Origin of the sequence: Couchioplanes caeruleus (genome assembly GCF_023499255.1) — a bacterium.
In the GTDB taxonomy this organism is placed as follows: domain Bacteria; phylum Actinomycetota; class Actinomycetes; order Mycobacteriales; family Micromonosporaceae; genus Actinoplanes; species Actinoplanes caeruleus_A.
Genome location: NZ_CP092183.1, coordinates 2,740,747 through 2,762,293, shown reverse-complemented (window position 1 = coordinate 2,762,293; position 21,547 = coordinate 2,740,747). Strand labels below are relative to the sequence as shown.

At 72.7% G+C, this 21,547-nt stretch carries 24 protein-coding genes; 14 read left to right on the top strand and 10 right to left on the bottom strand.

Translation table 11 applies throughout. The features are described from left to right. Positions 1-8: 8 nt before the first annotated feature. Complete coding sequence (locus COUCH_RS12900; protein WP_249612323.1) at positions 9-1,586, bottom strand: glycoside hydrolase family 3 protein; 1,578 nt, start codon at positions 1,584-1,586, stop codon at positions 9-11. Between the two features lie 188 nt (positions 1,587-1,774). On the opposite strand from COUCH_RS12900, the gene COUCH_RS38875 reads away from it, so the two are divergent. Genes COUCH_RS38875 through COUCH_RS12875 form a run of 6 tightly spaced genes read left to right on the top strand, consistent with a single transcriptional unit; the run spans position 1,775 to position 6,367 of the window. Further along, the gene (locus tag COUCH_RS38875; protein ID WP_275980099.1) at positions 1,775-1,900 is read left to right on the top strand and encodes a hypothetical protein; all 126 of its coding nucleotides are present in this window, start codon (positions 1,775-1,777) and stop codon (positions 1,898-1,900) included. 18 nt (positions 1,901-1,918) lie between these two features. Then, on the top strand, positions 1,919-2,869 hold the full coding sequence (locus tag COUCH_RS12895) for a TIGR03557 family F420-dependent LLM class oxidoreductase (protein ID WP_249612322.1): 951 nt from the start codon (positions 1,919-1,921) through the stop codon (positions 2,867-2,869). A gap of 51 nt (positions 2,870-2,920) precedes the next feature. Beyond that, the gene (locus COUCH_RS12890; protein ID WP_249612321.1) at positions 2,921-4,567 is read left to right on the top strand and encodes a RecQ family ATP-dependent DNA helicase; all 1,647 of its coding nucleotides are present in this window, start codon (positions 2,921-2,923) and stop codon (positions 4,565-4,567) included. A 13-nt stretch (positions 4,568-4,580) separates the two neighbouring features. Then, the gene (locus tag COUCH_RS12885) at positions 4,581-5,084 is read left to right on the top strand and encodes a hypothetical protein (protein WP_249612320.1); all 504 of its coding nucleotides are present in this window, start codon (positions 4,581-4,583) and stop codon (positions 5,082-5,084) included. A 37-nt stretch (positions 5,085-5,121) separates the two neighbouring features. After that, positions 5,122-5,961, top strand: a complete 840-nt coding sequence (locus COUCH_RS12880; protein WP_249612319.1) for a helix-turn-helix domain-containing protein — start codon at positions 5,122-5,124, stop codon at positions 5,959-5,961. After that, positions 5,954-6,367: a VOC family protein gene (locus tag COUCH_RS12875; protein ID WP_249612318.1), complete on the top strand. Its 414-nt coding sequence runs from the start codon at positions 5,954-5,956 to the stop codon at positions 6,365-6,367. Before COUCH_RS12880 ends, COUCH_RS12875 begins: the two co-directional genes overlap by 8 nt. Here the strand turns inward: COUCH_RS12875 and COUCH_RS12870 are convergent. The 5 genes from COUCH_RS12870 to COUCH_RS12850 form a co-directional block, all read right to left on the bottom strand. Continuing rightward, entirely contained in the window at positions 6,340-6,990 is a 651-nt protein-coding gene (locus COUCH_RS12870; protein WP_249612317.1) for a response regulator, read from the bottom strand. The two genes, COUCH_RS12875 and COUCH_RS12870, sit on opposite strands and share 28 nt — an antisense overlap. Beyond that, the gene (locus COUCH_RS12865) at positions 6,987-8,273 is read right to left on the bottom strand and encodes a sensor histidine kinase (RefSeq protein ID WP_249612316.1); all 1,287 of its coding nucleotides are present in this window, start codon (positions 8,271-8,273) and stop codon (positions 6,987-6,989) included. The genes COUCH_RS12870 and COUCH_RS12865 overlap by 4 nt, the downstream gene beginning before the upstream one ends. 7 nt (positions 8,274-8,280) lie before the next feature. Further along, positions 8,281-9,021, bottom strand: coding sequence for an ABC transporter permease (locus tag COUCH_RS12860; RefSeq protein WP_249612315.1), 741 nt, complete (start codon positions 9,019-9,021; stop codon positions 8,281-8,283). A gap of 3 nt (positions 9,022-9,024) precedes the next feature. Further along, the gene (locus COUCH_RS12855; protein WP_249612314.1) at positions 9,025-9,930 is read right to left on the bottom strand and encodes an ABC transporter ATP-binding protein; all 906 of its coding nucleotides are present in this window, start codon (positions 9,928-9,930) and stop codon (positions 9,025-9,027) included. Between the two features lie 81 nt (positions 9,931-10,011). Beyond that, positions 10,012-11,208 carry a glycosyltransferase gene (locus COUCH_RS12850; RefSeq protein WP_249612313.1) on the bottom strand — a complete coding sequence of 399 codons (1,197 nt, stop codon included), beginning with the start codon at positions 11,206-11,208 and terminating at the stop codon, positions 10,012-10,014. Positions 11,209-11,336: 128 nt separating this feature from the next. On the opposite strand from COUCH_RS12850, the gene COUCH_RS12845 reads away from it, so the two are divergent. Together COUCH_RS12845 and COUCH_RS12840 are read left to right on the top strand one after the other, a co-directional pair. After that, positions 11,337-11,774, top strand: coding sequence for an SRPBCC family protein (locus COUCH_RS12845; protein WP_346015981.1), 438 nt, complete (start codon positions 11,337-11,339; stop codon positions 11,772-11,774). Further along, positions 11,771-12,775: an SDR family oxidoreductase gene (locus tag COUCH_RS12840; RefSeq protein ID WP_249612312.1), complete on the top strand. Its 1,005-nt coding sequence runs from the start codon at positions 11,771-11,773 to the stop codon at positions 12,773-12,775. The genes COUCH_RS12845 and COUCH_RS12840 overlap by 4 nt, the downstream gene beginning before the upstream one ends. 48 nt (positions 12,776-12,823) lie before the next feature. On the opposite strand, the gene COUCH_RS12835 is transcribed toward COUCH_RS12840, so the two are convergent. Continuing rightward, on the bottom strand, positions 12,824-14,413 hold the full coding sequence (locus COUCH_RS12835) for a phytoene desaturase family protein (RefSeq protein ID WP_249612311.1): 1,590 nt from the start codon (positions 14,411-14,413) through the stop codon (positions 12,824-12,826). An 87-nt stretch (positions 14,414-14,500) separates the two neighbouring features. Here COUCH_RS12835 and COUCH_RS12830 point away from each other — a divergent pair, with 87 nt between their 5' ends. The 4 genes from COUCH_RS12830 to COUCH_RS12815 all read left to right on the top strand — a co-directional run bounded on the left by COUCH_RS12830 (position 14,501) and on the right by COUCH_RS12815 (position 16,732). Beyond that, positions 14,501-15,481 (top strand): YihY/virulence factor BrkB family protein, encoded by a 981-nt coding sequence (locus COUCH_RS12830; protein ID WP_249612310.1) that lies wholly within the window; start codon positions 14,501-14,503, stop codon positions 15,479-15,481. A 28-nt stretch (positions 15,482-15,509) separates the two neighbouring features. Beyond that, entirely contained in the window at positions 15,510-15,899 is a 390-nt protein-coding gene (locus tag COUCH_RS12825; protein WP_249612309.1) for a DUF2795 domain-containing protein, read from the top strand. Positions 15,900-15,964: 65 nt separating this feature from the next. Beyond that, positions 15,965-16,429, top strand: a complete 465-nt coding sequence (locus COUCH_RS12820; RefSeq protein WP_249612308.1) for an SRPBCC family protein — start codon at positions 15,965-15,967, stop codon at positions 16,427-16,429. A gap of 63 nt (positions 16,430-16,492) precedes the next feature. Next, a complete protein-coding gene (locus COUCH_RS12815) occupies positions 16,493-16,732 on the top strand; it encodes a hypothetical protein (RefSeq protein WP_249612307.1) in 240 nt (79 codons plus the stop codon). Positions 16,733-16,914: 182 nt separating this feature from the next. Here the strand turns inward: COUCH_RS12815 and COUCH_RS12810 are convergent, their stop codons facing one another. Further along, positions 16,915-17,544, bottom strand: a complete 630-nt coding sequence (locus tag COUCH_RS12810; protein WP_249612305.1) for a hypothetical protein — start codon at positions 17,542-17,544, stop codon at positions 16,915-16,917. A gap of 280 nt (positions 17,545-17,824) precedes the next feature. Between COUCH_RS12810 and COUCH_RS12805 the strand changes: the two genes are divergently transcribed. Next, positions 17,825-18,034, top strand: coding sequence for a hypothetical protein (locus COUCH_RS12805; protein ID WP_199513616.1), 210 nt, complete (start codon positions 17,825-17,827; stop codon positions 18,032-18,034). A gap of 349 nt (positions 18,035-18,383) precedes the next feature. Here the strand turns inward: COUCH_RS12805 and COUCH_RS12800 are convergent, their stop codons facing one another. Then, positions 18,384-18,812 (bottom strand): hypothetical protein, encoded by a 429-nt coding sequence (locus COUCH_RS12800; protein ID WP_249612304.1) that lies wholly within the window; start codon positions 18,810-18,812, stop codon positions 18,384-18,386. A 91-nt stretch (positions 18,813-18,903) separates the two neighbouring features. Between COUCH_RS12800 and COUCH_RS12795 the strand changes: the two genes are divergently transcribed. After that, positions 18,904-19,260 (top strand): DUF6401 family natural product biosynthesis protein, encoded by a 357-nt coding sequence (locus tag COUCH_RS12795; RefSeq protein ID WP_249612303.1) that lies wholly within the window; start codon positions 18,904-18,906, stop codon positions 19,258-19,260. 574 nt (positions 19,261-19,834) lie between these two features. On the opposite strand, the gene COUCH_RS12790 is transcribed toward COUCH_RS12795, so the two are convergent. After that, on the bottom strand, positions 19,835-21,418 hold the full coding sequence (locus COUCH_RS12790; RefSeq protein WP_249612302.1) for a mechanosensitive ion channel family protein: 1,584 nt from the start codon (positions 21,416-21,418) through the stop codon (positions 19,835-19,837). Between the last annotated feature and the right edge of the window lie 129 nt (positions 21,419-21,547).

Here is a 21,547-nt window from a genome sequence, read left to right as displayed (position 1 = left end):
GCGTCGGCTCAGGCGGCGAGCGCCTGCTCGACCCGGTCGGGCACGACCGCCCCGGCGATGATCTCGGCCGCGGCCCGGCCGCAGGCGCGGGTGGCGCCGTGCGTCGCCAGGTGCAGCCCGCCGGCCACGGAGATCGGTACGCCCATCTCGACCACGATCGTGTCGGGGCGTACGGCGAGGGTGCGGGCCAGCGCGTCGGCGACCCACGGGTGCCGGTGCGCGTCGCGGACCACCAGGACGAGCGGCCGGGCGCCGACCCCGGTGAGCACCGGCGCCGCCGGATCGGTCGCGCCGGCCAGGTCGTCGGCGGAGAGCCGGACGGACGTCGTGCCGGGCAGCAGCTCGGTCAGCGGCGCGGCCACGCCCCAGGGCGTCTCGGCGCCGATCGCGATGTTGCGCGGCGGCGCGAACTCGACGACGTGCGGAGCATGCGTCAGCGGCAGGTCGGGGGCCTCGGCGGTGGTGGTGACCTTGACGGCACGGCGGGCGGCGGCCTGGCCCACGACCGAGCCGGCGACGACGGCGGGTTCGCGCACCGCCGCTCCGGCCGCGTCGGCGATCGCGCGGGCGCCGACCGCGGTCTGCGTCTCCAGCGTCCAGGTGGCGAGGCGGCGTACCCGGGCCGCGGCGTCGCGCAGGCGTTCCTCGGGCAGCTCGCCGCTGCGGACCGCCGCGACGATGGCGTCGCGCAGCCGCAGCGCGGTGCGCTCGTCGGCGTGGTCGCCGCCCACGCAGATCGCGTCGGCGCCGGCCGCGAGCGCCCGGACGGTGGCGCCCTCGAGCCCGTACTTGCGCCGGACGCCCTGCATCTCGATGCCGTCGGTGACGATCAGCCCGTCGAAGCCGAGTTCCTCGCGGAGCAGCCCGGTGAGGATGCGGCGGCTCAGGGTGGCCGGCAGCTCCGGGTCGTACGCCGGCACGAGCAGGTGCCCGGTCATGATCGACTGGACGCCGGCCGCGATGGCGGCGCGGAACGGCACGAGCTCGCACTCGGCGAGGCGGGTGAGGTCGTGGTCGATGACCGGCACGTCGTGGTGGGAGTCGACGGCGGTGTCACCGTGCCCCGGGAAGTGCTTGGCGCAGGCGGCCACGCCGGCTTCCTGCAGCCCGTGGATCCAGGCCGCGCCGTGGCGGGCCACGAGATCGGCCTCGGCGCCGAACGCCCGTACCCCGATGATCGGGTTGTCGGGGTTGCAGTTGACGTCGGTGTCCGGGGCGTAGTCGAGCGTGATGCCGGCCCGGGCGAGGTCCAGGCCCAGGTCGCGGGCGACCGCGCCGGTCAGCTCGGGGTCGTCGATGGCGCCGAGCGCCAGGTTGCCGGGGCGGGAGCTGCCGTACCGCGACTCGAAGCGGGTGACGTCGCCGGCCTCCTCGTCGATGGCCACGATGACGTCGGGCCGCTCGGCGCGCAGCTGGGCGGTCAGGGCCGCGACCTGCGCCGGGGATTCGACGTTGCGGGCGAACAGCGCCACGCCTCCGAGCCCCTCCGCGAGACTGCGGCGCACCCATTCGGGCACGGTGGTGCCGACGAATCCGGGCTGCAGTACCGTCGCGGCGAGTTCGGGCAGTTCGCCAGAATTCGGCATGAGTCCGCGTACCTCCGGTGACGATCAATACGCGCTCCGTGAGCGCGTCCCCCTCAGTGATCAACCGACAACCGTCGTGGGTGCGGCGACGACCTATGGTCGCCCACATCCCGGTTTCAGTCAACAAACCTTTCTATTAAGTGTACTTAAAGTCCTGGGAGCGCGCCCGTGACGGTAGGCTCCGGGGCGTGTCGCAGCCCCTGGGCGCCTCCGGCGTCGACTGGTCCCAGGTCCACGCCGTCCGGCTCCTGGGCGTGGCCCTCGGCGCGCTGATCCTCTTCTGGGCCATCAAGAGGATGTTCGGCGGCAAATAGCCGGGGTATCCGAGCGCCATGCGAATCGGATATTTCCTGTCGAGCGAGGAGTACAGCCCCGCCGAGCTCATCGAGCAGGCCAGGGGCGCGGAGCGGGCCGGCTTCTCGGCCCTGTGGATCTCGGACCACTACCACCCGTGGGTCGACGCGCAGGGGCAGAGCGCGTTCGTCTGGTCCTCCATCGGCGCGCTCAGCCAGGCCTGCGGCCTGCCCATCACGACGGCGGTCACCTGCCCGACCGTCCGCATCCACCCGGCGGTCATCGCCCAGGCCGCCGCCACCAGCGCGGTGCTCACCGGCGGAAAGTTCCGCCTCGGCGTCGGCACCGGCGAGGCCCTCAACGAGCACATCTTCGGCGACGCGTGGCCCGAGGCCGACGTCCGCCTGGAGATGCTCGAGGAGGCCGTCGAGATCATGCGGGAGCTGTGGAAGGGCGGCAACGTCTCCTACCGCGGCAAGCACTACACGGTCGAGAACGCGCGGATCTACACGCTGCCCGAGAAGCCCGTCGAGATCCTGGTGTCCGGCTTCGGCCCGAAGGCCATCGAGGTGGCCGCCCGCATCGGTGAGGGTTTCGTCAGCACGATGCCCGACGGCGACGCGGTGAAGCAGTTCCGCTCCGCCGGCGGCGGCAACCGGGTGTGCCAGGCCGGTTTCAAGGCGGCGTACGCGGCCGGCGAGGAGGAGGGCGCGCGGATCGCGTACGAGAAGTGGCCCAACGCCGGCGTGCCCGGGGAGCTGTCCCAGGTGCTGCCGACGCCCAAGCACTTCGAGCAGGCGTCCCAGCTCGTCACCCAGGACATGATCAAGGAGTCGTTCGTCTGCGGCAACGACCCGCAGGCGCACCTCGACATGATCGACCAGTACGCGAAGGCCGGCTTCGACGAGGTCTACGTCGCCAACACCGGCCCGCACTACCAGGGCCTGTTCGACCTGTACGCCGAGCACATCCTGCCGAAGCATGCCTGAACCCCGGCCGGCCGTTTCGGCGGCGCGGCCGGTGGGCACAATGGCCGCTCGATGAAGATCCCCGTCTACGGGCCACGGCTGCGCAGGGTCGCCCGCAAGCACTTCGGATGGCCGTCCCTGCGCCCCGGCCAGTTCAAACCGATGCGCGCCGTGCTGCGGCGCAAGGACGCCCTGGTCGTGCTGCCCACCGGCGCCGGCAAGTCGGCGATCTACCAGATCCCGGCGGTCCTGCTGCCCGGGCCGACAGTGGTGATCTCACCGCTGCTGGCCCTGCAGCAGGACCAGATCGCCGCGCTCAACGCCTCCGGCGACCCGAAGACGAGGGCCGTGCGGGTCAGCTCCGCCGAGACCCCGGCGCAGCAGCGCGAGGCCATCCGGGAGATCCAGGAGGGCCGGGCCGAGTTCCTGTTCATCACACCGGAACAGCTCAGCGACCCGGAGCGGCTGGCCGAGGTGCGCGCCCTGCGCCCCGGGCTGGTCGCCATCGACGAGGCGCACTGCATCTCGGCGTGGGGCCACGACTTCCGCCCTGACTACCTGCAGATCGGGCACCTGATCAAGGGCATCGGCCGCCCGCCGGTGCTGGCGCTCACCGCGACCGCCTCGCCGCCGGTGCGCGACGACATCATCGAGCGCCTGGGCCTGCACCGGCCGGAGATCCACGTCTCCGGGCTGGACCGCAGCAACCTGTTCCTCGAGGTGGCGTACTGCCCGGACGAGGACTACCGGTGGCGGCGGCTGACCGCCCTGCTCGACGAGGCGCCGCGGCCCGGCATCATCTACGTGGCGACCCGCCGGGCCGCCGAGGAGCTGGCCGAGCGGCTGACCCAGGCCGGGTACTCCGCGGATTTCTACCACGGCGGCATGGCGGCCGGCGCCCGCGAGCAGCGGCACGAGGACTTCACGGCCGACAAGGTCGACATCATGGTGGCGACCTCGGCGTTCGGCATGGGCATCGACAAGCCCAACATCCGCTGGGTCGCCCACGTCGCCCTGCCCGACTCCCCGGACAGCTACTTCCAGGAGATCGGCCGGATGGGCCGCGACGGCGAACCCGCCCGCGCGCTGCTGCTGTGGCGCGCCGAGGACGAGGGCATCCAGCGGTTCTTCTCCGGCGGCAGCCCCGACGTCACCGAGCTGCGCGAGCTCGCCGCCGCCCTGCGCGCCGGCCCGGCCACCAAGACCGCCCTCAAGGAGAAGACCGGCCTCGGCCCGCGCAAACTCGGCCAGTTCCTGGGCCTGCTCGAACAGGTCGGCGCCGCGAAGGCCGGCGACGGCAACAACTGGACCGTGCCGCGTTACGCCCCGCTGCCCGCCAAGGCGGCCGAACGGGCGGTCGCCGAATACGAGCGCCAGCAGACCGTGCAGCGCTCGCGCACCGACATGATGCGCGCCTTCGCCCAGGCCCGCGCCTGCCGCACGATGACGCTGCTGGCGTACTTCGGCGAGGAGACGAAGAAGCCCTGCGGCCACTGCGACAACTGCGTGGAAGGCGTGGCCGAGCAGGTCGAGGAGGCGACGGGCGATGTGCCGTTCGCCGTGCACAGCACCGTACGGCACGCCGAGTGGGGTCCCGGCATGGTGATGGGCTACGAGGAGGACCGGGTGACGGTTCTGTTCGAGGAGGTGGGTTACAAGACCCTCTCCGTACCCGTCGTCGAGGAGAATGCTCTGCTGGTCCCCGAGAACCCGAAGTGAAGTGAGGAATCCCGTGACGGACGAACCGCTGTACGCCCAGTTCGGCTTCACCGACGCCGAGTGGGGCCTGCTCGTCGGCCTCCCCCAGTCGGTGCTGACCGCCGCGAGCGCGGCCACCCCCGACAGCGCCCGCAAGACCCGGCAGGAGACCGCGGCCGGGCTGGACCAGATCTCCGACGCCCGCGGCTCGGCGAGCCCGCTGGTGACCGCGGTCGCCGGCGCCGTGCTCGACGCCACCGGCGACCCGGACCTCGGCGAGGAGATGCCGGCGATCGAGCCCGCCGACCCGGCCGGCTACGCCCAGGACGTCCTGGCCCGCGCGGCTGAGGCGTCGGCGCTGCTGGCGGTCAAGGCACAGCCCTCGGACGCCGAGACGTACAAGCACTGGCTGGTGGAGATCGCCGAGAGCGTGGTCGGCGCGGCGTCGACCGGCGGTGTGCTCGGCATCGGCGGCGATCAGGTGACCGAGAGCGAGCGGGCGTTCCGCGACGGCCTCGCCAAGGCGCTCGCCGGCTGATCTCGCGCGGCGGGGGGCGCCGGTGCCAAGCTGGGGCATGGTCGACGAGTACGCCCGCGCCCGGCCGTCGGCGCCGCTGCGCCCCCACGTGAGCTGGTATTCCGGCTATCGGCAGGCCGGCGTGGCCGCGGGTACGCATCGCGGCCTGCCCTCGCCGTACCTGACGCTGATCTTCACGATCGACGACCCGCTGGTCGTCGCCGGCCACCCGGACCCGCGTCAGTCCCCCGGCCGCTACGACGCGCTGGCCGGCGGCCTGCACCTGACGCCCGCGACGATCACCCACGACGGCTTCCAGTCCGGCGTGCAGGTGGCGCTGCACCCGCTGGCATGCCGTGACCTGCTCGGTCTGCCGGCCGCCGCGCTGGCCGCCACGGACGTCGACGCCGCTGCCGTGCTGGGCGACGAGGCCGTGGACCGGATCCGGGAGCACCTGCGCGCGGCGCGCGGCTGGGCGCAACGGTTCGCCGCGGTGGACGAGGAGCTGCGGCGCCGGCTCGGGCGTGGGGGCGCGCACCCGGATGTCGCGTACGCCTTCGACCGCCTGCTGGACACCGGCGGCAGGGTGAGCGTCGCCGCCCTGGCCGCCGAGACCGGGTGGGGCGCCCGGCATCTCACCCGGCTGTTCCGGGCCGAGACCGGGCTCGGCCTCAAGGCCGCCGCCCGGGTGGTCCGCTTCGACCGGGCGCGGCGCCGGCTGCGGCCCGGCGTCGGGCTGGCGAGCGTGGCGGCCGAGGCCGGCTACTACGACCAGGCGCACCTTGCGCGGGAGTTCCACGCCTTCGCCGGCTGCCCGCCGTCGCAGTGGATGGCCGAGGAGATCGGTTTTGTCCAAGCCGTGGAGGTCGCCGAGGACGACCATGGTGGTCATGACTGACCTCACGACGCCACCCCCGCAGGTGTGGCCCACGCTGCGGGCGCGCGACGCCCGCGCCCTCATCCAGTTCCTCGTCGACGCGTTCGGGTTCGAGGAGACCGTCGTGCACGGCGCCGGCGACCGGGTCGACCACGCCCAGCTGAGCTGGCCCGAGGGCGGCGGGATCATGCTCGGCTCGCAGCGCGACGAGCCGGACGACTCCTGGCCGCTGCGCCCCGGGACGTTCGGCGCCTACGTCGTCACCGACCACGTCGACGCCGTCCACGAGCGCGCGGTGAAGGCGGGCGCGGAGATCCTGCGCGAGCCCTACGACACCGATTACGGCTCGCACGACTTCGCCGCCCGCGATCCCGAGGGCAACCTGTGGCAGTTCGGCACCTACCGCGGCGAGCCGCGGAAGGCCTGACCGTTGCCCAGCAGGCCCTGAGCGAAGGCTGCGGCCACTGCCGCCGCGCGGTCGCGGACACCGAGCTTCGCGTACGCGTGCAGCAGGTGCGTCTTCACCGTGGCCTCGCTGATGAACAGCCGCGACGCAGCCTCCTTGTTGGAGCACCCCTGCGCGATGAGCCCCAGCACCTCCAGCTCGCGCTGGCTGAGCGGCTCGCGCGCGGGTGAGCGCAGCTCGCCCATGAGCCGGCCGGCCACCGCCGGGGACAGCACCGACTCGCCCCGGGAGGCCGCCGCCACCGCCCGGAACAGCTCCTCGCGCGGGGTGTCCTTCAGCAGGTAGCCGGTCGCCCCCGCCTTGATCGCCGGCAGCACGTCGCTGTCGGTGTCGTACGTGGTCAGCACCAGCACCCGCGCGGTGAAGCCCTGCTCGCGCAGCGCCCGGATCGTGGTGACGCCGTCCATGCCGGGCATCCGCAGGTCCATCAGCACCACGTCCGGCTCGATCGCGCGGGCCACGGCCAGCGCCTCGGTGCCGTCGGCCGCCTCGCCGCACACCTCGAAGCGGCCGTCGCCGGCGAACATGCCGCGAAGGCCGTCGCGGACCACCGGGTGGTCGTCGACGATGAGCAGCCGGATCACGCGGCGGCCCCCAGGTGGATCGCCGGGACGCACGCCGAGATCGCCGTGCCCGCGCCGGGCTCCGACTCGATCTCCAGGGTGCCGGCGATGCGCTGGACCCGTTCCCGCATGGCCCGCAGGCCGTAGCCGCCCTCGTACGCCTCCTCCCGCGGCGCCTGCGGGTCGAAGCCGGCGCCGTCGTCGCGCACGTCGAGGGTCACGAGGTCCTCCATGTAGGACAGGGTGAGCGCCACCCGGCCGGCCTCGGCGTGCCGGGCCACGTTGGCGAGCGCCTCCTGCGCGGTCCGCAGCAGCGTCGCCTCGATCTCCGGCAGCAGCGGATGGGCCGTACCGGTGGTGATGATGCGGGCCGTGACGCCGTGCCGCGCCGACCAGCCGTCCACCACCTCGGCGAGCGCGTCCGGCAGCGTGGCCGCGTCCAGCGGCCGGGGCCGCAGCGCCTGCACCGAGCGGCGCGCCTCGGCCAGGCTGTCGCGGGCCAGCTGCTTCGCCGTGTCCAGATGCCTCCGCCGGTCCACCGGGCGCTGCTCGGCCTGGTCGGCGGCCTCGAGCTGGGTGACGATGCCGGTCAGACCCTGGGCCAGCACGTCGTGGATCTCGCCGGCGAGGCGCTGGCGTTCGTCGAGGACGCCGGCCTCGCGGGCCTGGACGAGCAGTTGCGCGTGCAGGCCCGCGTTCTCGGCGAGGGCGGCGGCGAGCTTGTCGTTGGCCTCCTCGAGCTGCGCGACCACCTCGGCGCGCCGGGTGTGGTGCTCGTTGGTGACGATGGACAGATACGTCATCGCCGTACCGATCGTGATGTTGATGGCGATGAAGACGGCGAGCGTCGCCCACTGGTCCCGGTCGGTGAACGCGGTGAAGCCGCCGACCTGCGAGACCGCTGTCCACACCCCGACGGACGCCGCGCCGGCCAGCCGCCACCGGCCGTGCAGGTACAGGACGTTCAGGTAGCCCGTCCAGGCGAAGAAGCCGTACAGCGGGTTGGTCCAGACGAGGGTGGCGGTCAGCGCGAGGAAGCCGACGAAGTACACCGCCATGGTCCGCCGGCGGGTCTCCCACTGTGGATGCAGCGTGGTGAACCACAGCAGCCAGGCGGCGGTCACCACGGCGGCCGCGAACGACGCCGGGAGCGGCTGCCGGATCAGGTCGGGCTCGTCGCGCCCGAGCACCACGAGCAGCGTCGAGGTCGCGAGCGCCACGTACGGCAGCAGCCGCAGCCGCTGGTCGAGGCGCGTACGCCAGCCGCGCGAGACCCGCCTCAGGACGTTCCGGTCCACCAGCATCGTCGTCCTACTCCCAGCGGAAGAGCCTGGCGGCGGCGAAGCCGAACACCACCACGTACGCCACCAGTACGGTAAGCGATCCCCACGACGGCCACGACCCGCTCATCGCCTCGGCGACCGCCCGCTCCCCCGCGCCCAGCGGCGTGAGGTCGCTGATCCGCCGCAGCACCTCGGGGAACGCCTCGCGCGGCGTCCAGAGACCCGCGAAGAACATCGTCGGGAAGAACAGCACCGAGCCGATCGCGTTGGCGGCCTTGCCCGACGGCGCCACCGCGGCGACGAGCAGCCCGATCGCCAGTGCGGCACCGGCCGTGAGCCCGAACGCCAGCAGGAAGCCGGCCGGGCGGCCGGGCAACGGCACGTCGAAGCCGAGCCGCCCCACGAGCAGGACCAGGCCGACCGACACCACGGCCGTCAGCATGCTCACCACCAGTTGCGCCCCGAGCAGGGCAGCCGGCGGCGCGGGTGTCGTGGCCAGCCGCCGGAGGATGCCCCGTTCCCGGTACGTGGCGAGCACCGCCGGCGCGACCTGCAGCGCCAGCATCGCGACGGTCAGGATGACGGCGATGCCCACGTACAGGTCGATGACCCGCCGGCCGCCGATGTCGGGGTTCGGCTCGCGGAACGCCGGTATGCAGCCGAGGATCACCACCAGCACCGACGGGAAGATCAGGCCCCAGAACACCAGCATCGGCTCGCGCAGGTAGAGCCGCAGCTCGGAGCGGGTCAGCTTGACGAAGACGGGCATGGCTCAGGCCTCCTCGGCGGCGCGGCCGGTCAGCCGGACGAACGCGTCGTCCAGGCTGGCCTGCTCGACGCGCAGGTCGTTGGCGATGATCTCGTGCGCGGCGAGGGTGGCGGTGACCGCCTGCAGCACGTTGCCGTGGCCCACCACCTCGATCTGCGGGCCGTGCCGCACGACCTCCCGGACCCCGTCCAGGCCGGTCAGCAGCTCGTCGGCGACGGGTACGGACGGCCGGAAGCGGATGCGCTGCTCGGCCGCCACCCGCGCGACGAGCCCGGCCGGGGTGTCCAGCGCGACGACCGCGCCGGAGTCGATCACGGCGAGCCGGTCGCAGAGCCGCTCCGCCTCCTCCATGAAGTGCGTGACCAGCACGATGGTGACGCCCCGGTCGCGGACCGCGGCGATGAGCTCCCAGGTGTCGCGGCGCGCCTGCGGGTCGAGGCCGGTGGTGAGCTCGTCGAGGATCGCGATCCGGGGGCTGCCGACGAGCGCCAGCGCGATGGACAGCCGCTGCTTCTGGCCGCCGGACAGCTTGGCGTAGCGCTCCCCGAGCTTGGCGGTGAGGCCGAGGTCGGCGGCGAGCTGCCGCCAGTCGGCGGGCCGCGGGTAGAAGGCGGACCAGAGCTCGAGGGCCTCCCGTACGGTCAGCTTGTCGGGAAGTGAGCTCTCCTGCAGTTGCACCCCGACCGACTGACGCAGCCGCGCGTCGCGGGGCTCGCGGCCGAGCACGCTGACCGTGCCGCCGTCGGGCGTACGCAGCCCGGCGATGCACTCGACCGTGGTGGTCTTGCCGGCGCCGTTCGGGCCGAGGATGCCGAAGATCTCCCCGGCCTCGACGGTGAACGAGACGTCCGCGACCGCGACCGTGCCGCCGTACCGTTTGCTGAGGTGCTTGACGTCGATGACTGGCATGCATCGAGCGTCACAGGCGCCCCCCGGTCACCGGATCGACCGGCGGGCGACTGCTGCGGTCCACCAGTTGGTGGATGCGGCTTACGCCACCGCCTCGGCCTCGCTGCTGCGGCGCCCGGAGACGGCCGAGTAGACGGAGCCGAGCTGCGAGGCGACGCGCTTCCACGAGTACGCCTGACGGGCCCGGTCCAGCGCGGCCGTCGCGTACGCGAATCGCCGGACCTTGTCGTTGACCAGCCGGCGCAGCGCGCTGCCGAGCGCGCGCGGGTCGCGGGCCGGCACCAGGTCGCCGGTCAGGCCGTCGACGACGGTCTCGTTCAGGCCGCCGATGGACGTGCCCACGACGGGGACGCCGCAGGCCATCGCCTCGAGCGGCGCGAGCTCGAACTGCTCGCGCCACGGCGCCGCCACGAGCAGGTCGGCGGAGCGGTACCAGCGGGGCATGTCCTCGGCCGGTACGGCACCGACGAGCTTCACCCGGTCGGCGACCTTGAACTGCTCGGCCATCGCCCGCAGCTTCTTGGCGTGCGGGTCGGCGGCCAGCTGCTGGGCCGTCGGGCCGCCCACGACGACGCACTCGGCGCCGGGCACGTACCGCATGGCCTGGATCAGGTCGCCGAAGCCCTTGTGCTCGACGAGACGCCCCACCGACAGGATGCGGGGCCGCTCGGGGTCACGCTCGACGACGGGGCCGTCCGGGGTGAACCGGTCGCTGTCGACGCCGGCCGGGACCACGGTGAGCCGGGCCCGCGGCACGCCGAGGCGGACCAGGCCGAGCGCCTCGTCCTGGGTCTGCGCCACGACCTTGTCGACCGCGCGGCCGAGGGCACGCTCGTACCCGGTCCGCGACGCGCCGCCGGCCGTCTCGCCCTGGCCGAGCTCGTGGAACGACTGCACGACCGGGATCCCGACCTGCCGCGCGGCGGTGACGGCCGCGAGACCGCTGGTCCAGAAGTGGGCGTGCGCGACGTCGGGCAGCCAGTCGGTGTCGCGCCACTCCGTCCGCAGCCACTGGGCGAAGTCGCCCATGTGCGGCAGGAGCGTCTCGACGGGCAGCGACCTGGCCGGGCCGGCCGGCACGTGCACGACGCGGACGCCGTCCCCGAGCGCCACGATGGCGGGCAGGTCCGGGTTGTCCCGGCGGGTGTAGACACGGACGTCATGACCGAGCGAGGCGAGCGCGGCGGACAGCTCGGCGACGTGCCTCTGCTGGGCGCCGGCGGCCGAGTCGCCCGTGGGCAACGGGCTCGCATGCTCGGAGATCATGGCGATGCGCACGTGGTCCTCCTCCGACAGCTGGATTCCGGGAGAAGACCGGAGTTATGGCTGGCGATACGCCGAGCGTCTTGCCCACCGCGCAAAAGCGTAAACATGACGTGGGCGGGTATGTGCCGCTCGTGGCTATCGTGAAGCGTATCGTTCCGGCCCCGCCCGATCGCGTGTTCGCGGTTCTCGCGGACGGCTGGACCTACAGCGACTGGGTCGTGGGCACCGTACACATCCGCGACGTCGACCCCGAATGGCCGCAGCCCGGTGCGAAACTGCACCACAAGGCCGGTCCGTGGCCGCTGTCGCTCAAGGAGAGCTCCACGGTCGTGTCCTGCGTGCCCGACCGCGAACTGACCATCATCGCGGGGCTGTGGCCGCTGGGCGAGGCGACGGTCAAGATCGAGCTGGAGCCGGTGGACGGTGGCCGGACCCGGGTGAGCATGTTCGAGACGTTCCGGGCCGGCCCGCTGCAGTGGATCCACACCAAGCTCAACGACATCGTGCTGCACCGGCGCAACATCGAGTCGCTGCGACGTTTGTCCGACATCGCCACGCGGGAAAAGAGCCGTTCGTGACTCAGAACATCGTCATCACCGGAGCCAGCGCGGGGGTCGGCCGCGCCGTCGCCGTCGCGTACGCCCGCCGCGGGGACCGGGTGGCCCTGCTCGCCCGGGGCCGCGCCGGACTGGAGGGCGCCTCGCTGGAGGCCCGCGCCGCCGGGGCCGCGGACGTGCGCACCTATCAGGTCGACGTGTCCGACGCCGACGCCGTGCAGGAGGCCGCCGACGACGTCGCCGCGGCCTGGGGCGGCATCGACGTCTGGATCAACGACGCGATGACCTCGGTCTTCGCGCCGGTCTGGGAGATCAGCCCGGCCGAGTTCCGCCGCGTCACCGAGGTCAACTACCTCGGTACGGTGCACGGCACGCTGGCCGCCCTGCGCCACATGCGCCCCGCCGGGCACGGCCGGATCGTGCAGATCGGCTCGGCGCTCGCGTACCGGGGCATCCCGCTGCAGGCGCCGTACTGCGCGTCGAAGCACGCCATCCAGGGCTTCAACGACTCCGTCCGCGCCGAGCTGCTGCACGACGGCAACAAGGTCCAGCTGTCGATGGTCCAGATGCCGGCCATCAACACCCCGCAGTTCTCCTGGGTACGCACCCGCCTGCCGAACCACCCGCAGCCGGTCCCGCCGATCTACCAGCCCGAGGTGGTCGCCACGGCCGTGCTGTGGGCGGCGGACAAGGGCAAGCGCGAGGTCAACGTGGGCGGGCCCACCCTGAAGACCCGCCTCGGCAACATCGTCGCGCCCGGGTTCCTGGACCGGTACCTGGCCAACGACAAGCGCGGCTACCAGGGCCAGCAGACCGGCGAGAAGATCGACCTGTCGACCTGGCAGGACAACGTCGACAAGCCGGTCGACGAGGACCGCGACTTCGGCGCCCACGGGGTGTTCGACGACGAGAGCCGGACGAGCTCGTTCGCGCTCTGGCTGACCATGCACAAGCCGCTGGTCACCGGCGTGCTGTCCGCGGGCCTCGGGGTGGCCGCCGCGGGCTTCCTGCGCCGCCGCTGACATGTGCCGGAACGCCGGGCCCCCGCGGGGGCCCGGCGTTCTCTTCGCTCAGCGGTAGATCGAGCGGTTCGCCGCGTCGATGACCGCCTGGTACGCCGCTCCGGTCAGGAGCCGGTCGCGGGCCAGCGCCGCCCGGGCCGCGTTCGAGCCCGGCGCCCCGTGCACGCCGCCGCCCGGGTGAGCCGAGGAGCTCGCCAGGTAGAGCCGGTCCACCGGGGTGTCCGGCCGGCCCAGGCCCGGCACCGGACGCAGAAAGAGCTGCTGGTACGCCGCCGCGGTGCCGCCGCCGAGCGCGCCGCCCACCAGCGACGGGTTCTCCCGCTGCATGGCCGCCGGGGAGAACACGTTGCGCCCCTCGACCATGCGGGAGAAGCCCGGGGCGTGGTCCTCCAGCACCGTCTCCATCCGGGCGACGTGCGCGTCGATCTCCTCGGCGTCCCAGTGATCGCGGTGCGGCAGGTGCGTGTACGCCCAGACCGACTCGGTGCCCTCCGGCGAGTGCGACGGGTCCGCCGTGGTCATCTGCCCCAGCAGCAGGAACGGGTTCGGCGGCACGGTGTCCGTGGCGAGGTGCGCCGAGTAGCGGGTCAGCCCGTTGAGGTCGGCGCCCAGGTGCACGGTGCCCGCACCCGCGGCGGCCGGGTTCTTCCACGGCACCTTGCCGTTGACCGCCCAGTCGACCTTGACCGTGGCGCCGTCCCAGCGGAAGAACTCGAGGTCCTCGGCGAAGCGCGGTGGCAGCCAGCGGGTACCGACCAGATCCAGGAACAGCGTGGGCGCCGGCACGTCGGCGATCACCGCGCGCCTCGCCCGCCAGTTGCGGCCGTCGGCGCTGCGTACGCCCATCGCCTTGCCCCGGGCCACGAGGATCCGCGACACCGGGGTGTCGTACTCGATCCGGCCGCCGCGGTCGTGCAGCCGGTCCACCAGCGCCGACGTGATCCGCTGCGCGCCGCCGACCGGTACGGGCCACCCGAACTGCTGGCCGAGCATCGCCAGGAGCCAGCCGTACACGCCGCCGCCCGCCTCCTCCGGGGACAGGTCGGTGTGCAGCGCACAGCCGGCGAGTGCGAGCTGCGCTCCCTCGCCCTGGAACAGTTCGCTGCCCAGCTCGCGTACCGACAGCAGCAGGCGCCGGGCCAGGCGCAGCGATCCGCCGACGCGCAGGCGCCGGGCCAGCTGCAGGCCGGACCGTACCGGTGGGAAGGGTGTGAACAGCACCTTCAGCATGTCGTCGGAGACATGGCACCAGTCCTCGAACGCCTGCCGCCACCGGTCGCCGTCACCGGGGGCGAAGGCGTCCATGGAGGCCATCGTGGTCTCCAGGTCGCGGTTCACCGTCGCGGCGCGGCCGTCCGGCAGCAGGTGGGTGAGGACGTCCGGGGCGTGCGTCCACTCCAGACCGTGCTCGTCCAGATCGAGGCCCTGCATCACCGGGGACGCGTAGCCCAGCGGATAGAAGGAGCTGAACAGGTCGCTGAGATAACCGGGGGCCGTCACGTACCCCGAGCGCACCGCGCCGCCGGGGTGAGGTGTCGCCTCGAGGACCAGTACGCTCCAGCCCGCGTCCGCGAGCAAATTGGCGGCTACCAGGCCGTTGTGCCCGGCGCCGATGACGATGGCGTCCGCTCGTTCCACTCCGGCGACCGTACCCCTGGCCGTTTGCCACAAACCCCCTGCGGGTAGTGCCTTGTGCGCAAGGGGTGACGGATGGGAGCGCGACACATGACAGCCGCCACGACCCGATCGCAGGTCACGTCGCCTCTGCCCAGCAAGTTGCGGCAGCTGCACTGGTCCACCTGGCGCGGGGTGCTCTGGCGCAGCGCCAAGGGGTTCTTGGACGACGAGTGTTCCGACCTCGCCGCGGCGCTCACGTACAACGCCGTGCTGGCGATCTTCCCCAGCGCGATCGTGGTGGTGGCACTGGTGAACCTCGTGACCGACGGCCGTACGGCGGTCGACACGATCCTTGGCTTCCTCAGTGACCTCGGCGCCGGCTCGGTCGTCGGCGAGAAGTCGTTCCGCTCCGCGCTCGACGCGATCGTCGTGCAGCAGAGCTCGGCGAAGGCGCTGCTGAGCTTCGGTCTGCTCGGCGCGCTCTGGTCGGCCTCCAACTTCGTGGGCGTCTTCACCCGCGCCTCCAACCGCGTCTACGGCGTCAAGGAGGGCCGGCCGTTCTGGAAGCTGCGGCCGCTGCAGATCGGCCTGAGCGCGATCGCCCTGGTGCTGATGGCGCTGGTCGCCACCGGCCTGGTCATCAGCGGCCCGCTCGTGGACGCCGTCGGCGACCTCCTGCACGCCGGCAGCACGGCGCGCACCGCCTGGTCGATCGGGCGCTGGCCGGTGCTCGTCCTCATCCTGATGCTGCTGCTGTCCCTGCTGTTCTGGATCGCGCCGAACGTCAAACAGCCCCGGTTCCGGTGGCTCACCCTGGGCGGCGCGGTGGCGCTGCTCGTGTGGGTGCTCGCCTCGTTCGGCTTCGGCATCTACGTCGCCAACTTCGGCTCGTACGACAAGACGTACGGCAGCCTCGGCGCCATCATCGCGTTCCTGGTCTGGCTCTACCTGGCGAATTCGGCCCTCATGCTCGGCGTGGAGATCAACGCGGAGGTGCAGCGTGGGCGCCACCTGCAGGCCGGCTCCGAGGACCCGGATCCGCCGCTGCCGCCCCGCGAGCCGGCCGACGAAGACGATCGAGCGGTTTAGCCCACGACCGCCCGGGCACCCCATTGTCATGGAACGCGGTAGCGACAAACACAGCCCACGCGTCGACGACGAGATGGCCCAGGAGATCCGCGGGACCATCCAGGGCACGGCGGGCGCGCGGGCCGAGGAATGGAAGATGGCCGAGCCGTCCGGCGAGGACCAGCCCCGGACCAGCGTGGTGCCGGAAGGCGGAGCCGGCCGCGGCGAGCAGAACGGCGTCGGCAGCGCGCAGGGCGAGGCGCTGAGCCGATTCGGGACCTACATCGGCCTCTCGGCGCTGCCGGGAGACCGCGAGGCGCTCCTCAGAAGCGCACGGGACCTCGACGCACCCGACGACGTGCTGGAGTCGCTGAACCGGCTCCCGGAGGGCACCACCTACCGCACCGTGAGCGAGGCCTGGCACGCGATCAACGCGTGACCGGGCTCCCGCGCCCCGGCGCGGGGAACCTGTACGGCGGGGAAACACACAAGGAGGGCAACACCGTGAGTACCGTGACCGAGTCCGTTGATGTCAGCGTGCCGGTACGCACCGCGTACAACCAGTGGACCCAGTTCGAGGAGTTCCCCCGATTCATGAGCGGCGTGTCGGAGATCCGTCAGCTGGACGACACCATGACCCACTGGAAGACCGACATCGACGGCGTCAAGCGCGAGTTCGACGCCAAGATCACCGAGCAGCTGCCGGACGAGCGCGTGGCCTGGACCAGCGTCGGAGGCAGCAAGCAGGCCGGCGTCGTGACCTTCCACCGCCTCGACGAGACCCACACCCGGGTCACCTGCCAGATGGACTTCGAGCCGGACGGCGTCGTCGAGCAGGCCGGCGACAAGCTGGGCTTCCTCGACCGCCAGGTCAAGGGCGACATGAAGCGCTTCAAGGAGTTCATCGAGAGCCGCGGCGGCGTCGAGACCGGCGAATGGCGCGGCGAGGTGGACCGGCCGCAGCCGTAGGCACACCACGATCGGAGAAGGCCGCCGGGATTCCGGCGGCCTTTTCGTGGGTACGCCACAGACATGACTGATCGCGAAGACGACGGCGTGTGGCGCGACGAGGACAAGCTCTCCGTGGCCGACCTCAGCGACGCCATGGCCACCTGGGACACCGACGGGCAGGGCGACCCGACCGACAACGACGCGGGCGAGGAGCAGGCCTTCGGGCACGGCTCCCGGGTCGCCGACGACTCGGACGCCAACCAGACGGACCCGGACCGGGAATACCGCCCGAGCACGACGGGTCGCACCGGACCCCACTGACGGGCGCCGCCTGACCGACCCGCGAGGACCGCGGCCGCCCCGTCCGGCAGCCGCGGTCCCGGTGTCTCTCCCGTTTCGCGCTCTGCCGCCTTGCTGCGCTTTTCCGCCGCCGCGCTACCTCTCCGCCGGGCCCGCGTTCTCGCGCCGCCTTCTTCCCCCTGGCCGCGCCTTTGTGCGCGCTCTCAGCCCCAGACAGTCACTGAGCCGGCTTCGGATTCCACGTCGAGCGCGTACCGTCCGGCCGCCGTACCCCATCCCGGCGAAGCCACCACCGCGCCCGGCGCGGCCCTCACCCGGTCGGCCCACGGCACCGCGACCATCCCGGCGCCCGCCCGCAACCGCATCCGCAGCGCGGTTCCGGCCGGCACCGCGACGGCCAGATCCCCCACGGCGCCCGCCACGGTGATCGGCACCGACCCGGACGGCGCCGGCAACCGTACGCTGACCAGCCCCGCACCCGAATCGACCGCGAGCCGCCGCACCCGCCCGGCGGCCAGGTCCAGATGCTGCTCGCCCGCGCCCGCCGGGAGCCGGATGTCCCAGCGGACCCGCCGGTTCAGCAGGATCTCGACGGTGTCCGGCCCGTCGCCGCCGGTCGGCCGCAGCGCCAGACGTACCCGCCCCGACGCGCCACTGATCTGCGGCTTCAACCCGGAGTCCGCCGGAGTGCTGACCCGGTAGAGCAACCCCGGCAGGTCGGCGATGCGAACCTCGACCCGGGACGCGGCGTCCCGGACGATGAGAAATCCGACCGTACGCCCGTCCAGCGGCCCGGCCTGCACGTGCGGCTGCGGGGCGTCGTCGGCCGGCATCTGCCGAGCCCCCAGACTGGTCGCCGGGGAACACGCGGCCAGCGCGGTGATCGCCAAACCGGCCGTCAGCGTTTTAAACCTCCGCCCGGCCGCCGCACTAGTCGCAAGCCTAGGGGTTGGTAACGCTCCCAAGGCAATTCTCAGTCTCTCTACCAGCGAAAATGGGACATATTCACCGATGGTGGAGCATTGGCAACGCTGCGCAGTGGGCACCATCGGACAACCCGAGATCGGCCGAAAGGGTGACGGCGAAGGCCACGAATCGGGCCACACTAGCCGGATGCGATCCGCCGGTTTCCTCTCCGAGCGTCAGCGCCGCCTCGCCTGGGTGGGCTTTCTGCTCGCCGCCGTCCAGGCCCCGCTCGCCGCTTCGCTCATCGCCGACGCCTCCTGGCTCTTCGCGGTCGTCGTGGCCCTCGTGGTCGCGACCGTGATCCTCGCCGACGACACCCAGCGCCGCCGCGGCACGGCCACAGCGGAAGCCGAATAGCCGGCGCGCCCGCGCATCGCCACGGGGTCCGGCGGCTCACCGGAGGGTGGGCCGGGCTCTCATACGCGGCCCGGTTGAGGCCTGATCCGCCCAGCAGGTCGGGGCCCGTCCACCCAGCCCGGTTCAAGCCTGATCCGCTGAGCAGGTCGAGGCTTGTTCACCCGGCCCGGTTCAGGCCTGGTCATCCACGAGGCTGATCGGCCCGACGGTTTCTGCGACGCCACCTGCGGTTCCTGGTACGCCTCCGGCACCCGTGCGGCTCATCGCCGCACGGCACAGCCGGGCTGCGTGACACCGTCAGCGCGCGCTTGCCGCGGCACACGCGTACGCCCAACGCGACGACACCTGCTCAGGGCCGCGCCTCGTGACCGGGGCGGCCTCGGGTACGCCGGCGTTCCTTGAGCTCCGCCTCGTACAGGTGCCGCTTGCCCTCGGCCAGCTCGTCGCGGGCGTCCTTCTCGATGGTCTTGAACTCGGCGTAGTAGCCGTCGTCGTACTCCTCGACCACCTGGAAGGTCCACCGCCCGGCCAGCACGTTGCGGCCGATGAGCTCCTGCTCGATCCGCTCGGCGACCTTGGTCTCGCCGGCCTGCATGAACAACGACACGGCCTCGTCGAGCTTGAAGTCGGCCTCGCCGGTGAGCTGGTGCAGGCTGTACAGGTGGCCGCGGATCCGTTCCACGACCTCGAGGGCCTCGCTCAGCTTGCCGAGCGCCTCCACGGTGATGTCGCTGAGACCTTCGGGCCGCTGGTGCGCGGCGTCGGGACCGTCTGTCATGCGGACATGGTTCCCAGCCGCGCCGACTTCAACCGAGCTGCACCGTACAGGCGAACCGTTGGCTACCCGCGGCTCCCTAACGTTTCTTCTCATGAATGGCCTGTTCAGCGGCGCTGCCGCCCGTGCTGCCCTGCGTTCCGCCCACGCCTGCCTCAGCGAGCTGATGACCTGCGTCGGAGTCACCGGCCTCGCGGCCGCGGCCGACTCCCCCGGCCTGCTGGCCGCGGTCGACCAGCACGTGGCGGGCATCCGCGACAGCCTCTCCACCGACGAGCGCCCGCTCACGCCGGTGATCCTGGCGGCCTACGCCGAGGGCGTCCGCGACGCCGCCTTCAAGCACGGCTGGCGCGCGCCGGAGGGCCCCATCGACTGGTCGGCCAGCGACTGGGTCCTGAACCGCCTCCTGGCAGTCTGCTCACTCGCCCGCACGCTGCCCCCGTCCATCTGACCCCACCCGACAGGCCACACCGACCGTTCAGGGCCGGCACCTCTTCGGAGGCGCCGGCCCTCTGGCATCTCCCGCGAGGTCGGCCACCCAGCCGCCCACCAAGCCCGGCCATCAAGCCCGCCCACCAAGCCCGGCCACTGAGCCCGCCCACCAAGCCGGGCCATCAAGCCCGCCCACCGAGCCGGGCCATGGAGCTTGCTCACCAAGCCGGGCCACCGAGCCCGGCCAGCGAGCCGCTGGTCCCCACCGGCTCCGCCCGGCCATCCGGCCATCCGGCCACCCCAACGAACCGGCCAGCCACCGACCCCGTCGCCCAGCGAACCAGCCCGCGACCCACGCAGCCCAGCGCGCCGCAGCCCAGCGCACCGCAGCCCAGCGCGACCAAGGCCCGGCCCGACGCGACATGCCCCAGCGCGACCAAGGCCCAGCCCGACGCGACATGCCCCAGCGCGACCAAGGCCCAGCCCGACGCGACACGGCACAGCGCGACCAAGGCCCGGCCCGACGCGGCCCGGCCCGACACCGCTCAGCGCGGACAGGACAGCCCGGGGCTGGGATGCGCCCCGGAGCACGGCTACTTGGCCGGGCCGTCCGTCGGCGGCTTGACCGGCTTGATGACCTGCGTCTTCTCCTCGTCGTCGGCCGGGTACGGCAACTGCCGCGGCAGCACCTGAGTCCGTTCCTCCGCATCCTCGCCACCCCCGCGCGCACCGGCGGATGTCGGGGCCGGGCCGGGCACGTCGCCGGTCGTCTCGGTGTCGTCGTCATCGTCGTCGAAACCGGGCACCGGGTTGGAGGACTTTCTGGACCGGCGCTGAACCGGGATGACCTGCGTCTGCTCACCGGCAGCGGCCTCGAGCAGGCGCCGCCGGGCCGCCTCCGCGCGCTGCTCCTGCTCGCTCAGCGCCGGCGGTTCGCTGACGGTCGCACTGTCCTGCCCCTGCGGCGTGTCGCCGGTAGCCCCCGAGCCGGCAGCCGCGACGGCCCCATGCCCCTCCGCGCTGGAAGTGACCGCCCCCGCCCGACGCGCCTCGTCAGCGTCGCTGACCTCCTTGGCCCGCCGGACGTCCTCAGCCTTCCGGGCCTCCTCAGCCTTCCGGGCCTCCTCAGCCTTCCGGGCCTCCTCAGCCTTCCGGGCCTCCTCAGCCTTCCGGGCCTCCTCAGCCTTCCGGGCCTCCTCAGCCTTCCGGGCCTCCTCAGCCTTCCGGGCCTCCTCAGCCTTCCGGGCCTCCTCAGCCTTCCGGGCCTCCTCAGCCTTCCGGGCCTCCTCAGCCTTCCGGGCCTCCTCAGCCTTCCGGGCCTCCTCAGCCTTCCGGGCCTCCTCAGCCTTCCGGGCCTCCTCAGCCTTCCGGGCCTCCTCAGCCTTCCGGGCCTCCTCAGCCTTCCGGGCCTCCTCAGCGCGGCGGGCCTCCTCGGCCAGGCGCTCTTCCTCGGCGCGCTTCTCCGCGGCGATTCTGGCCTTTTCGTCGGCGTACGAGCGGGCGTGCTCGCGGATGACTGCCGACTCCGCGCCCGCGCGTTCCAGCCAGACTTCCCAGCGGTGCTGCATCGGGCGGATCAGGCCGCCGCCCACGCCGACGATCACGACGCCCGCGACGGTGGCGAGGACGGCGATGAGGATGGGCTGGGTGACGGCCGTGGCGATCTGTACCTGTTCGAGGGCCGCGATGACGCCCAGGCCGACGATCAGCCAGTACGCCACCCGGGCCAGCAGCCGCCCGTACGCGAGACCGCCGAGCGCGCTGTCGATGAGCTCCCGGACCGCGCTGCCGATGGCGGCGGCGACCACGATGATGACGACCGCGACGAACGCCCGGGGAAGCCAGGCCACGAGGGCCGTGAGGAGGTCGCTGACCGGGTTGGGCCCCCAGATGCCGAAGGCGAGCTGGAGCGCGAACAGCAGCACCGCGTAGAAGGCGATCTTGGCGCACAGGTCGCTGGGCTCGACCCGGCCGTCCAGGGCGCGGCCGATGGCGCCGCGCTCGACGGCGCGGTCGAAGCCGACCCGGTGCAGGGTCTTGGCGACGACCGTACGCACGAGGCGGGCCAGCACGTAGCCGATGACGAGGACGGCCACGAAGGCCAGGGCCGCCGGCACGAAGAGCAGCACCGACCGCCACATGTCGCTCAGGGCGTCGTCCAGGCCGGAGCCGGTCATCGCTTCTCCTCACCCGCGCCGCGCGCGAGACGTCCCGTGGTGGCCGGCGGTCCGGCCCGTGGTGGCCGGCGGGGGCCGGTCTGAGACGAGGTTAGATCGACAGGCGTCGGCTCGCACCGGACGTGGGCG